Origin of the sequence: Bacillus sp. 22446 (genome assembly GCF_052044955.1) — a bacterium.
Lineage (GTDB): Bacteria > Bacillota > Bacilli > Bacillales > Bacillaceae > Bacillus > Bacillus altitudinis.
Map to the genome: position 1 here is coordinate 41,903 of NZ_JBQEOD010000015.1, position 13,631 is coordinate 55,533.

Here is a 13,631-nt window from a genome sequence, read left to right on the forward strand (position 1 = left end):
GTTTACATGAGGTTATTGGTTGTGTTGGAATGATTTTCTATGATACTATTGAACATAGTTGTGCTTACTGTGGGAGGAGGTAAGGAATGAATCGGGTTTTTCGTAATACGATTTTTTATATACTTATTTTATTACTTGTGATAGGGGTTGTCAGTTGGTTAGGATCCCCTAATCAAAAGCCTGAGAACATGTCTTACAGCAAATTTTCGCAAAATTTAAGTGCGGGAAAAGTGGAGAGTATCTCCATCCAGCCTGTAAGAGGGGTTTATGAAATTCGTGGTCAATTAGATGGCGCGAAGAAAGATGAATACTTCATTACCCACGTTCCAGACGGTCAAGGAGTTGACCAAATTTACAGTGCACTGAAGAATACAGATGTAAAAGTAGAACCAGCACCTGAAACAAATGGATGGCTGCAAGTTCTGACAACCATCATTCCATTCATCATCATCTTTATCCTGTTCTTCTTCTTATTGAACCAAGCTCAAGGCGGTGGAAGCCGTGTCATGAACTTTGGTAAGAGTAAGGCGAAGCTTTACACAGAAGAGAAGAAACGTGTGAAATTTAAAGATGTTGCCGGTGCGGATGAAGAAAAACAAGAGCTCGTAGAAGTGGTTGAATTCTTAAAAGATCCACGTAAATTTGCGGAGCTTGGCGCAAGAATCCCTAAAGGGGTTTTACTAGTAGGACCTCCAGGTACAGGTAAAACATTGCTTGCGAGAGCATCTGCAGGAGAAGCAGGCGTTCCTTTCTTCAGCATCAGTGGTTCTGACTTCGTCGAGATGTTCGTCGGTGTCGGTGCATCACGTGTACGTGATTTGTTTGAAAATGCGAAAAAGAATGCACCTTGCTTAATCTTTATTGATGAGATTGATGCAGTGGGTCGTCAGCGTGGAGCAGGTCTTGGCGGTGGTCATGATGAGCGTGAACAAACGCTTAACCAGCTTCTTGTTGAAATGGATGGTTTTAGTGCCAACGAAGGGATTATTATCATTGCTGCAACGAACCGTGCAGATATCCTAGATCCTGCATTGCTGCGTCCGGGACGTTTTGACCGTCAAATTACGGTTGACCGCCCAGATGTCATTGGCCGTGAAGAAGTACTGAAGGTTCATGCGAAAAACAAACCGCTTGATGATACAGTCAACCTGAAAGCCATTGCAAGCAGAACACCAGGTTTCTCAGGGGCAGATCTTGAGAACTTACTAAACGAAGCAGCGCTTGTTGCTGCCCGTCAAAACAAAAAGAAAATTGATATGCGTGATATCGACGAAGCAACTGACCGTGTCATTGCTGGACCGGCTAAGAAAAGCCGTGTCATTTCTAAGAAAGAACGCAATATCGTGGCGTACCACGAAGCAGGTCATACCGTCATTGGACTTGTCCTTGACGAAGCTGACATGGTGCATAAAGTAACGATCGTTCCTCGTGGTCAGGCAGGCGGATATGCGGTCATGCTTCCAAGAGAAGACCGTTATTTCCAAACGAAGCCAGAGCTTCTTGATAAAATCGTCGGCTTGCTCGGCGGTCGTGTTGCAGAGGAAATTACGTTTGGTGAAGTAAGTACAGGCGCTCACAACGACTTCCAGCGTGCAACAGGCATTGCAAGAAGAATGGTCACAGAGTTCGGTATGTCTGATAAACTTGGTCCTCTACAATTCGGTCAAGCACAAGGAGGTCAAGTATTCCTTGGCCGTGATTTCAACAACGAGCCGAATTATAGTGAAGCGATCGCTTATGAAATTGACCAAGAAGTTCAGCGCTTCATCAAAGAAAGCTACGAACGTGCGAAACAAATTCTCACTGAGAATAAAGATAAGCTAGAAATCATCGCACAAGCTCTTCTAGAAGTGGAAACATTAGATGCTGAACAAATTAAATCTCTTTACGATACTGGAAAGCTTCCAGAGCGTGTATACGCAGATGACGAAGAGAAAAACGATGATGTGAAAGTGAACATCAAGAAAAAAGAAGAAGACGAGGAGATTTAATCTCCTTCTATAAAAAGCTGTCGGGCTCACCGGCAGCTTTTTTTATTTCGATTCATGAATGGATCGGTTTCGAATTGTTTACAAATGGAACTCAATTCGTGTATGGTATGATAGAAAGTCGAAAAATGCTCTTTTTGAGACACTATTCAAAGTGGTGATGAAGTTGTTACTCGTGATAGATGTAGGAAACACAAATACCGTTTTAGGTGTTTATCATAATGGCGATTTGAACTACCATTGGCGGATTGAAACAAGCCGTCATAAAACAGAAGATGAATTTGGTATGGCAATCCGATCCTTATTTGACTATGTAGGGCTGATGTTTGACCAGATAGAAGGGATTATCATTTCTTCTGTTGTCCCGCCAATGATGTTTGCTCTGGAAAGAATGTGCGAAAAGTATTTTCACATTACTCCTCAAATCGTTGGGCCTGGCATGAAGACTGGATTAAACATTATGTGTGACAATCCAAAGGAAGTCGGCGCTGATCGAATTGTGAACGCAGTGGCAGCCATTCACCTGTATGGGGCCCCTCTCATTGTGGTAGACTTTGGAACAGCCACAACCTACTGCTATATCAATGAACAAAAACAATACATGGGTGGCGCAATTGCACCGGGTATTACCATCTCAACAGAGGCTTTATATACAAGAGCGGCTAAGCTGCCAAGGATTGAAATTGTTCGTCCAGATCATATCGTAGGGAAAAACACGATCAGTGCGATGCAATCAGGTATCCTGTATGGATATGTTGGTCAAGTCGAGGGAATAGTGAAACGGATGAAGCAGCAAGCCAAACAAACACCGAAAGTCATTGCAACAGGCGGTTTGTCTACATTGATTGGAAATGAATCAGACTGTATTGATATTGTCGATCCGTTCCTCACATTAAAAGGACTCCAATTAATTTATGAACGCAATCGTGTCGGTGTATTATAGGAGGGTTTAATCAAAATGGATTATTTAGTTAAAGCGTTAGCATATGACGGGAAAGTCCGTGCGTATGCTGCGAACACAACAGATACAATCAACGAAGCGCAGAGAAGACACCATACGTGGCCAACTGCTTCAGCTGCAATCGGCAGAACCATGACAGCGACTGTCATGATGGGAGCCATGCTGAAAGGCGAGAATAAATTAACTGTCAAAATTGAAGGCGGTGGGCCGATCGGAGCCATCATTGCAGATGGAAACGCAAAAGGTCAGGTGCGCGGATATGTCTCAAACCCACAAGTTCACTTTGATTTAAATGAACATGGGAAGCTGGACGTTAGACGTGCTGTTGGCACATCTGGAACGTTAAGTGTTGTCAAAGATATCGGACTGAAAGACCACTTTACAGGGCAAACGGAAATTGTCTCAGGTGAAATTGGAGATGACTTTACTTATTACCTCGTCTCCTCTGAACAAGTGCCATCCTCTGTAGGTGTGGGTGTTCTTGTCAATCCAGATAACTCGATCCTTGCAGCAGGCGGTTTCATCATTCAATTGCTACCTGGAACAGAAGATGCAGTCATCGAAAGACTCGAAAAGAGATTATCAACCATTGAACCGATCTCTAAACTGATTGAAAAAGGGATGACTCCTGAAGAAATTTTAGAAGAAGTGCTCGGTGAAAAACCTCAAATTTTAGAAACTGTACCTGTCGAATTTTCTTGTAACTGCTCAAAAGAACGGTTTGCCAACGGTATTATCAGCCTAGGGAAAGCCGAAATTGAGGATATGATTGAACAAGACGGACAAGCAGAAGCTCAATGCCATTTTTGTAACGAAACGTATGTATTTACAAAAGAAGAGCTAGAAGAGCTACGTGAAGAAATAACCCGCTAAGCTCTAAGCAGCGGGTTTTCTTTTTAGAATGGAAAGGAGACGAAAGATGAGACTGAAAGCAAGAGTGGTATGGACATTTATCCTCGTTCTGCTCATGATTAATGCCGTTGTCATTGCATATGTATTAACAAAGTCACAAATGTCGCAGGCTTCTTCAAATGGGAAGAGCGGTGAAGAAATTGCTTCTATTGGGAAAGAGAAAGTCACGCGTCAAGAATGGTTAAAGAAAATGGAAGACCGCTACGGAAAGGCAACACTTGAACAAATGATTAATCAGAAGGTAGTCAATCAGCTTGCGAAAGAAAACAAGCTGGAGGTATCTTCAAAAGAGATCAATCGTGAACTGCTGATGCTGAAAGCGGTATCTAATAATTTCTACGAAGACGGTCATACAAGTGAAAAGGAATGGAAAGAGCAGATTCGTTATCAAATTTTATTAGAACAGCTTCTAACGAGAGATGCGGTCGTTTCTGAAAAAGAAGCCAAATCCTTTTATGAAAAAAACAAAGACTTGTATCAATATGATGACTCATATCGAATTCGCCACATTGTTGTGAAAACAAAAGACGAGGCACAAAGTGTATTAAAAGATTTAAAGGGCGGATCTAGTTTCGAAGCTGTAGCAGCTGAACGATCCACCGATCGATATACCTCTCCTTACGGCGGAGATCTTGGATTTGTCACAGAAGAGCAAGAAAGCATTCCAGCCCTATACATACAAGAAGCCCAAAAGCTTCAGCCAGATGAATGGACGAAAGAGCCGATCGAGATCAAAAACGGTTATGCCATCATACAATTAAAAGAAAAATTAAATGGCCGCTCCTTCTCTTATGAAGAAGTCAAAGATCAGATCAAAAGACAGATCGCCATGGAAGATCTGGGTGAAAAGGCGAATGTCAAAACCCTGTGGAAAGAAGCAAAAGTCACATGGTTTTACGATGGAGAGCAGGACTAAAAGCATTGACAAAATTTTTCGAAATTGATAATTTAATATTAATACAATAAAATTACTCGGAGATAGAGGTGTTAGTGATGGCTCGTATTGCAAATTCAGTTTTTGAACTAATAGGAAATACACCAGTCGTTAAATTAAACCGTTTAGTAGATGAAGACAGTGCAGATGTCTACTTGAAACTTGAATATATGAACCCAGGCAGCAGTGTAAAAGATCGTATTGCGTTAGCGATGATCGAAGATGCTGAAGCAAAAGGTACATTAAAAGCTGGTGACACACTCATTGAGCCAACAAGCGGAAACACAGGAATCGGTCTTGCGATGGTCGCGGCTGCAAAAGGAATCAATGCGATTTTAGTTATGCCGGATACAATGAGTCAGGAGCGCCGCAACCTTTTACGCGCTTACGGTGCAGAGCTTGTCTTAACACCGGGTGCAGAAGGAATGAAAGGTGCCATCAAAAAAGCAGAAGAATTAGCAGAAGAGCACGGATACTTCATGCCTCAGCAGTTCAGCAATGAAGCCAACGCTGAGATTCACCGCCGCACAACAGGGAAAGAGATTCTTGAACAGTTTGACGGCGACCTTGATGCATTTATTGCAGGAGTTGGTACGGGTGGTACGATTACAGGTGCTGGTGAAGTCCTGAAAGAAGCCATTCCATCTATTCAGCTTTATGCGGTAGAACCAACAGATTCTCCTGTACTATCAGGCGGGAAACCAGGTCCGCATAAAATTCAAGGCATCGGAGCAGGGTTTGTTCCATCTATCTTGAACACAGAAGTATATGACGGCATTATCCAAGTGAAAAACGAAGATGCATTTGAACTTGCAAGAAAGGCAGCGAAAGAAGAAGGAATCCTTGGTGGTATATCTTCAGGAGCAGCCATTTATGCAGCGCTTCAAACAGCGAAGAAGCTTGGTAAAGGGAAAAAAGTTCTAGCGATTATTCCAAGTAACGGTGAACGTTACCTTAGTACGCCGCTTTATCAATTTGATTAAACAATACACCCCAGCATTTGCTGGGGTTTTTTCATGAATTCTGAAGATGGAAAGCAAATACTATTTTCTAATTAAAATGGATTGCATTACAATAAGATTAATGAAAATAAAAAAGGATGATTACATGACACAACGTAGGCCGATGGGCATCAAAATTCCTTTTACGAAAGATGCATTCTTGAAACGATACGAACAATTAACGGCTCATGAATCACATCACGTCCTTCTTGAAAGTGCACGTGGCGGAGAATACAGTATTGCCGGCATTCATCCGATCGCTAAAGCGAAAGGGAAGGACGGGATGACCACCATCCATTATCAGAATGAGGTGTTGTTCAAAGAGGGAGATCCTTTTAGGGCATTTGCTGAATGGTTTCAAACCCTACAAACCGAAACGAACGACGAATACCCTGACTTCCAAGGTGGAGCGATTGGATTTTTAAGCTATGATTACGCAAGATATATCGAGCATTTTAAAATGCTGTCCATCGATGATTTGAAGACGCCTGATTTGTATTTCCTCGTATTCAATGATGTCGCTGTCTTTGATCATAATAAAGACGTCCTCTGGCTGATGACTCATACAGAAGGAGACGAACCTGTCAGTGAAGTTCATCAAAGACTCGAAAAATTAAAGCAAAGCTGGACAAGCACATCAGAAGAATCAGCACATTCACCTGTCAACGTGTCTTCTTCGGAATGTGTACCTGCTGCACCTTTTACTGAAGAAGCTTTCGGGGAAGCTGTAGAAACGATTAAACAATATATCGCGAACGGTGATGTGTTCCAAGTGAACCTATCCATTAGACAAGATGAACAGCTTCATACCCACCCATATCATTTATACAAAACATTACGTCACGTGAATCCATCTCCATATATGTCATATCTGCACACGCCAGATTTCCAAATTGTCTGTGGATCTCCAGAGCTGCTTATTAAGAAAAAAGGCATTCAGCTCGAAACAAGACCGATCGCTGGCACAAGATCAAGAGGCAAGGATGATGCGGAAGATCAAGCGCTGGCAAAAGAACTCATTGAAGATGAAAAAGAACGCGCAGAACATGTGATGCTCGTTGATCTTGAGCGGAATGATCTTGGACGAGTGTCTACTTATGGCTCAGTCAAGGTGAACGAATTTATGGCCATTGAGAAATATTCACACGTGATGCACATTGTATCAAATGTCCAAGGGGAGCTGCGTGATGATTGTGATGCAGTAGATGTCATGAGAGCTGTATTCCCAGGCGGAACGATTACAGGTGCGCCAAAAGTGAGAACAATGGAAATCATAGAAGAGCTTGAGCCGACAAGGCGTGGGCTTTATACTGGATCTATAGGCTGGTTTGGATTCAATCAAGATATGCATTTTAATATCGTTATTCGTACGGCTTATTGTACAGGGGGCAGAGCCTTCATGCAGTCAGGTGCAGGCATTGTCATCGATTCTGTACCAAAGCACGAATACAAAGAATCGATTAAAAAAGCCTATGCAGTGAAAAAAGCATTACAGTTGAGCAAAGAAGAGACTATTTTGAGTTAGAGGTGAGCAGAGTATGATATTAATGATTGATAATTACGATTCATTTACGTACAACCTGGTCCAGTATTTAGGTGAGCTTGGGGAAGAACTGATTGTAAAACGAAACGATCAAGTCACTATTCAAGAAATCGAAGAGCTTAAGCCAGACTTTCTGATGATTTCTCCAGGACCTTGCAGTCCGGATGAAGCAGGAATTAGTATGGAAGCGATCAAACATTTTGCTGGGAAGATTCCGATCTTCGGTGTCTGTTTAGGTCATCAATCCATTGCACAAGTATTTGGTGGAGATGTCATTCGTGCGGAGCGGTTAATGCATGGGAAAACATCAGAGATTGAACATGACGGCAAAGGTGTCTTCACGGGACTACAAAATCCGCTCGTCGCCACGAGATATCATTCATTAATTGTTAAAGACGAGACGCTACCGGAGTGCTTTGTCAGAACAGCGAGCACAAAAGAAGGCGAACTCATGGCCATTCGCCATAAAGAACTTCCGATTGAAAGTGTTCAATTCCATCCAGAATCGATTATGACGTCCTTCGGTAAAGAAATGCTCAGAAATTTCATTGAAACCTATCGTAAAAAGGGGAATGAAGTAAACGCATGATCATTTACCTGAACGGTCAGTATATAGAGGAGAAAGACGCGACTCTTTCTCCTTTTGATCATGGTTTTCTATATGGCATCGGTGTATTCGAAACATTTACCTCTCTAGCAGGACAAGTCTTCTTGTTAGACTGGCATCTTGAAAGGCTCAATCAATCATTGCGTGACCTTTGCATCGAATCCACAATAGAGAAACCATTTGTACTCGACATCATTCATACATTATTCAATCAAAACCAAATAACGGGCGGTCATGCGAGGATCCGCTTCAATGTTTCTGCGGGCAGAGGCAATGGTTTTTCTGCAGACCCTTATGAGGAGCCTGTTGTTTTTGTGATGATCTCCCCATTCCGGCCTGAATCAATAGTAGATGAAAAACAGGGAATCATTCTTGATACAAGAAGAAACACACCGGAAGGTCCAAGACGGCTCAAGTCGCATCATTACATGAACAACCTGCTGGCGAAAAGAGAAGTAGGGAACGACCCGTCGGTAGAAGGGATCTTTTTAACAAAAGAAGACGATGTGGCAGAAGGAATTACGTCAAATCTATTTTGGCGAAAAAAAGATGTGATCTATACACCTTCACTTGATACCGGTATTTTAAACGGGGTTACCCGTCGATATTGTATCGAAACGCTGCAAGCTTCGGGGATCCCACTAATAGAAGGAAGATATCCACTTTCACACTTGCTCTCAGCTGATGAGGCGTGGATGACCAATTCGGTTCAGGGAATTGTGCCTTTTAAAAATATCGGAGACACCGTCCTGCAAAACCACAACCGAACGATTTCGACCAAGCTGAGAACAGAATATACAAAAGCACGTCTAGAACATAAAGAGTAGGTGGACACAATGACACAACAATTGATAAAACAGCCTAAAATCATACAAGCCAAGCACCATACCCTTAGTTATGAAGAAAAGACATTGGTCATGGGCATTTTAAATGTCACACCGGACTCTTTTTCAGATGGAGGAAAATTTAATCAAATTGATAAAGCGCTGGCTCATGCAACACAGCTCATAGATAATGGGGCGCATATTATTGATATTGGCGGTGAATCGACTCGGCCGGGAGCGGCACTTGTCTCAGAGCAAGAGGAGCTTTCAAGGGTCATTCCTGTCATTGAGAAGATCACAAAAGAATTGGACATACCTATTTCTATTGATACGTATAAAGCCCCTGTCGCAGATGAGGCAGTGAAAGCAGGAGCCTCAATCATTAATGATGTATGGGGGGCGAAAGCTGATCCTCAAATGGCGCATGTGGCAGCGAAGCACAACGTGCCAATCATCTTAATGCACAATCGACCAGAGCGGAATTACACCCATCTGATTTCAGATATGATTGCAGATCTGAAAGAAAGTGTTCAAATTGTAAAACAAGCGGGTGTCCGTGATGACATGATCATCTTAGACCCTGGTGTAGGATTTGCGAAAAATAAAACTGACAACCTCATGGTCATGAATGAACTTGAACATTTTTGTCACCTTGGGTATCCGCTGCTTCTAGCAACATCCCGCAAACGATTCATCGGTGCAGTTTTAGACCTGCCGCCTGAAGAACGTACTGAAGGAACGGGTGCGACGGTCTGTCTTGGGATTCAAAAGGGCAGCTCGATGGTCCGAGTGCACGATGTAAAAGAAATCGCAAGAATGGCAAAAATGATGGATGCCATGCTGAATAAAGGAGGCGCTTATCATCGATAAAGTATATGTAAACGGAATGGAATTTTACGGCTATCACGGTGTATTTGCAGAAGAGAATAAACTAGGCCAGCGCTTTCGTGTGGACCTAACAGCTTCACTTGATTTAAGTAAGGCAGGACAAACGGATGACCTAAATGAGACCATCAACTATGCTGAACTCTACAACATCTGCAAAAATATTGTAGAAGGGAACCCAGTGAACCTCGTTGAAACGCTGACAGAAAGAATTGCAAACCAAGTGTTAAAGGACTTTCCGACAGTTCAAGAATGTACAGTAAAAGTAATCAAACCAGATCCGCCAATTCCAGGACACTATCAGTCCGTTGCCATTGAAATGACGAGATCACGCGCATGAACAATACAGCATATATCGCTTTAGGCTCAAACATAGGAAAAAAGGAAACCTACTTAAAAGAAGCTGTCAAAAAACTTCACGAACATCCAGGTGTACAAGTTGAATCCATTTCATCTATATATGAGACAACACCTGTAGGTTACGAGAATCAGGATGACTTCTTGAACATGGCTGTGAAGATTTCCACCTCGCTTCGTCCTGAAGAACTTCTATCACTGACTCAGAACATTGAGCAGGAGTTAGGCAGAACAAGAGAAGTGAGGTGGGGTCCACGGACAGTTGACCTTGACATTTTACTTTATAATCGTGAAAATATTGAAACAGAACAACTTGTAGTGCCGCATCCTAGAATGTACGAACGTTTATTCGTTCTTGTTCCGATGAGTGAGATTTGCCCAGAAATCGGCGAAGCCCAGATAAACGCCGTAACAGACCAAGAAGGTGTAAGCATATGGAAAAAGACATGTGGGGTAGAAGAATTCGTGCATACCGAAAGCTAAAAGGGTATACTCAGGAAGGGTTCGCCAAAAGACTGGGCATCTCTGTCTCTGTCTTAGGGGAAATTGAGCGAGGCAATCGATTACCAACAAACCAAATGGTTGGTCAAATAGCAGATGCTTTAAATATAACGGTGGAAGAACTTTCACCAATACTTGAAGAAGAAAGGAGGGGACATGATGTTTAAAATCGGAGATATCGAAATTAAAAACAAAGTAGTGCTCGCACCAATGGCTGGTGTGTGTAACTCTGCTTTCAGACTCACGGTGAAAGAGTTTGGAGCGGGCTTAGTCTGCGCTGAAATGGTCAGTGACAAAGCGATCTTGATTAATAATGCCAGAACGATGGGCATGCTGTACATTGATGAACGTGAAAAACCGTTGAGCCTTCAGATATTTGGGGGAGAAAAGGACACGCTCGTGGAAGCGGCCAAGTTTGTAGACCAGAATACAACGGCGGACATTATTGATATTAATATGGGATGTCCTGTACCAAAGATCACGAAATGTGACGCAGGAGCGAAATGGCTACTTGATCCAAACAAGATTTATGAAATGGTCTCTGCTGTTGTAGATGCTGTAGATAAACCTGTTACGGTGAAAATGAGAATGGGCTGGGACGAAGACCATATTTTCGCTATCGAAAATGCCCGTGCTGTTGAACGAGCAGGTGGACAAGCGGTTGCGTTTCACGGACGGACACGTGTGCAGATGTACGAAGGAACAGCGAATTGGGATATTATAAAAGAGGTCAAACAATCTGTTTCCATTCCAGTCATCGGCAATGGAGATGTCAAAACCCCTCAGGATGCAAAACGTATGCTTGATGAAACGGGTGCAGATGCTGTCATGATCGGAAGAGCCGCACTAGGAAACCCGTGGATGATTTACCGGACGGTTCATTATTTAGAAACGGGTGAACTAAAAGAAGAGCCTAATGTGCGTGAGAAAATGTCTGTGTGCAAACTTCACTTAGACAGACTCATAGACCTGAAAGGCGAGCATGTGGCTGTCAGAGAAATGAGAAAACATGCAGCATGGTACTTAAAAGGTGTCCGAGGCAATGCAGATGTTAGAAACCAAATCAATCAAAGTGAAACGAGAGCGGAGCTTGTAAAAGTTCTAGATGACTTTACGATCGAAGCCGAGGCAAAAGAGCTTCAAAGAATAAAAGTAGGATAAGACTATCTTTCTTTTTGTAGCTCACTGCTAGTGCACGTACTGGCAGTTTTTCTGCTTTTCTCTGCAAAATACATTATTGGAGTGATATAAATGAGTAATGAAGGGCTTAATAACGAAGAATTAAATGATCAATTCCAAGTAAGACGTGACAAAATGAATAAAATGAGAGAAGAGGGTATCGATCCATTCGGTGAACGATATGACCGTTCTCATCAATCTGCACAAATTATTGCTGAATATGACGAGTTTTCAAAAGAAGACTTAGAAGAAAAAGCAGCTCAAGTAACAATTGCTGGCCGTATGATGACAAAGCGTGGAAAAGGGAAGGCTGGTTTTGCACACATTCAAGACTTAGAAGGACAAATTCAAATCTATGTACGTAAAGATAGTGTAGGAGAAGAAGCTTACGAATTATTCAAAAGCTCGGACCTAGGCGATATTATCGGTGTGACGGGAACCGTATTTAAAACGAATGTAGGGGAACTTTCAATTAAAGCGACTAGCTTTGAGGTTCTGACAAAAGCACTTCGCCCGCTCCCTGATAAATATCACGGACTAAAAGATGTAGAACAACGCTATCGTCAGCGTTACCTTGACTTGATTGTCAATCCAGAAAGTAAGCAGACGTTCATCATGCGAAGCAAAATCATTCAATCAATGAGAAGATACTTAGATTCAAAAGGATACCTAGAAGTTGAAACACCAACAATGCATAGCATCCCTGGTGGTGCATCAGCGCGTCCTTTCATTACTCATCACAATGCACTTGATATGCCGCTTTATATGCGTATTGCGATCGAGCTGCACTTAAAACGCCTAATTGTCGGTGGTCTAGAGAAAGTATACGAGATTGGCCGTGTATTCCGTAATGAAGGTGTATCGACTCGTCACAACCCAGAATTCACTATGATCGAGCTGTATGAAGCATACGCGGACTACAAAGACATCATGACTCTGACTGAAAACCTGATTGCTCATATTGCCCAAGAAGTGCTAGGGACAACAACCATTCAATATGGAGAAGATGAAATTGATCTCAAACCTGAATGGAAGAGACTTCATATGGTTGAAGCGGTCAAAGAAGCAACAGGTGTAGACTTCTGGCAGGAGATGTCTGTTGAAGAAGCAAAACAGCATGCGGCTGATCATGGTGTTGAAATCACGAAAAATATGACAGTAGGTCATATTATCAACGAGTTCTTCGAGCAAAAAGTAGAAGAAACATTGGTTCAGCCTACATTCATTTACGGACACCCAGTCGAGATTTCTCCATTAGCTAAGAAAAATCCTGAAGACCCTCGCTTTACTGATCGCTTTGAGCTGTTTATCGTACGCCGCGAGCATGCAAATGCATTCACAGAGCTAAACGATCCGATCGATCAAAGAGAACGCTTTGAAGCTCAATTAAAAGAACGTGAAGAAGGAAATGACGAAGCGCATCTCATGGATGACGATTTTGTTGAAGCTTTAGAATATGGCATGCCGCCAACAGGTGGACTAGGAATCGGTATCGACCGATTAATCATGCTGCTAACAAATTCTCCATCAATCAGAGATGTACTGCTTTTCCCGCAAATGAGAAACCGTTAATACATCAACCAAAGCGCCATTTTATTTATGGCGCTTTTTATTTTTCATAAAATGAAAATTTTTTTAAAAAAACTATTGCAAGGAAAGAATCCAGATGGTATATTATTATTCGTTGCCGCAAAACAGCAACGAGGTTGAAAAAAGAAAATGAAAAAAGTTCTTGACTTCAACCGAAGCGAAATGTTAAGATATTAAAGTCGCTTACGAGCGATAACGAAAATGATCTTTGAAAACTAAACAAGACAAAACGTACCTGTTAATTCGAGTTTTTATAAAAAAATCCTATGATACATCATAGGTAGTCAGTCAAACTGGCGAAAAGCAAAACTTCGGTTTTGTACTTTTTCGGAGAGTTTGATCCTGGCTC

Annotated in this window: 14 protein-coding genes; all 14 read left to right on the forward strand. The window is 42.2% G+C overall.

What is annotated here, in order from left to right; all coding sequences use genetic code 11:
• Positions 1-86 precede the first annotated feature (86 nt).
• The 14 genes from ftsH (at position 87) to lysS (ending at position 13,264) form a co-directional block, all read left to right on the forward strand.
• Entirely contained in the window at positions 87-1,991 is a 1,905-nt protein-coding gene (gene ftsH / locus ACTJJD_RS18870) for an ATP-dependent zinc metalloprotease FtsH (RefSeq protein WP_007496173.1), read from the forward strand.
• Positions 1,992-2,154: 163 nt separating this feature from the next.
• Positions 2,155-2,931, forward strand: coding sequence for a type III pantothenate kinase (locus tag ACTJJD_RS18875; RefSeq protein ID WP_008341820.1), 777 nt, complete (start codon positions 2,155-2,157; stop codon positions 2,929-2,931).
• Between the two features lie 15 nt (positions 2,932-2,946).
• Positions 2,947-3,822, forward strand: a complete 876-nt coding sequence (gene hslO / locus ACTJJD_RS18880) for an Hsp33 family molecular chaperone HslO (protein ID WP_007496169.1) — start codon at positions 2,947-2,949, stop codon at positions 3,820-3,822.
• 52 nt (positions 3,823-3,874) lie between these two features.
• Positions 3,875-4,777, forward strand: a complete 903-nt coding sequence (locus ACTJJD_RS18885) for a peptidyl-prolyl cis-trans isomerase (RefSeq protein ID WP_025206605.1) — start codon at positions 3,875-3,877, stop codon at positions 4,775-4,777.
• 77 nt (positions 4,778-4,854) lie between these two features.
• Positions 4,855-5,778: a cysteine synthase A gene (gene cysK, locus ACTJJD_RS18890; protein ID WP_008341814.1), complete on the forward strand. Its 924-nt coding sequence runs from the start codon at positions 4,855-4,857 to the stop codon at positions 5,776-5,778.
• A gap of 124 nt (positions 5,779-5,902) precedes the next feature.
• Positions 5,903-7,321: an anthranilate synthase component I family protein gene (locus ACTJJD_RS18895; RefSeq protein WP_440608744.1), complete on the forward strand. Its 1,419-nt coding sequence runs from the start codon at positions 5,903-5,905 to the stop codon at positions 7,319-7,321.
• Between the two features lie 13 nt (positions 7,322-7,334).
• On the forward strand, positions 7,335-7,928 hold the full coding sequence (gene pabA / locus ACTJJD_RS18900; RefSeq protein WP_008341810.1) for an aminodeoxychorismate/anthranilate synthase component II: 594 nt from the start codon (positions 7,335-7,337) through the stop codon (positions 7,926-7,928).
• The gene (gene pabC / locus ACTJJD_RS18905) at positions 7,925-8,773 is read left to right on the forward strand and encodes an aminodeoxychorismate lyase (protein ID WP_048003030.1); all 849 of its coding nucleotides are present in this window, start codon (positions 7,925-7,927) and stop codon (positions 8,771-8,773) included. Before pabA ends, pabC begins: the two co-directional genes overlap by 4 nt.
• Before the next feature lie 9 nt (positions 8,774-8,782).
• A complete protein-coding gene (gene folP / locus ACTJJD_RS18910) occupies positions 8,783-9,640 on the forward strand; it encodes a dihydropteroate synthase (protein WP_440600494.1) in 858 nt (285 codons plus the stop codon).
• Positions 9,633-9,995, forward strand: a complete 363-nt coding sequence (folB, locus tag ACTJJD_RS18915; protein ID WP_216099589.1) for a dihydroneopterin aldolase — start codon at positions 9,633-9,635, stop codon at positions 9,993-9,995. Before folP ends, folB begins: the two co-directional genes overlap by 8 nt.
• Positions 9,992-10,495 (forward strand): 2-amino-4-hydroxy-6-hydroxymethyldihydropteridine diphosphokinase, encoded by a 504-nt coding sequence (folK, locus tag ACTJJD_RS18920; RefSeq protein ID WP_440600495.1) that lies wholly within the window; start codon positions 9,992-9,994, stop codon positions 10,493-10,495. Before folB ends, folK begins: the two co-directional genes overlap by 4 nt.
• Entirely contained in the window at positions 10,447-10,680 is a 234-nt protein-coding gene (locus ACTJJD_RS18925; protein ID WP_008341798.1) for a helix-turn-helix domain-containing protein, read from the forward strand. Before folK ends, ACTJJD_RS18925 begins: the two co-directional genes overlap by 49 nt.
• Entirely contained in the window at positions 10,673-11,674 is a 1,002-nt protein-coding gene (dusB, locus tag ACTJJD_RS18930) for a tRNA dihydrouridine synthase DusB (protein ID WP_440608745.1), read from the forward strand. The genes ACTJJD_RS18925 and dusB overlap by 8 nt, the downstream gene beginning before the upstream one ends.
• Before the next feature lie 90 nt (positions 11,675-11,764).
• Positions 11,765-13,264 carry a lysine--tRNA ligase gene (gene lysS / locus ACTJJD_RS18935; RefSeq protein WP_396485155.1) on the forward strand — a complete coding sequence of 500 codons (1,500 nt, stop codon included), beginning with the start codon at positions 11,765-11,767 and terminating at the stop codon, positions 13,262-13,264.
• The last annotated feature ends 367 nt before the right edge of the window (positions 13,265-13,631 follow it).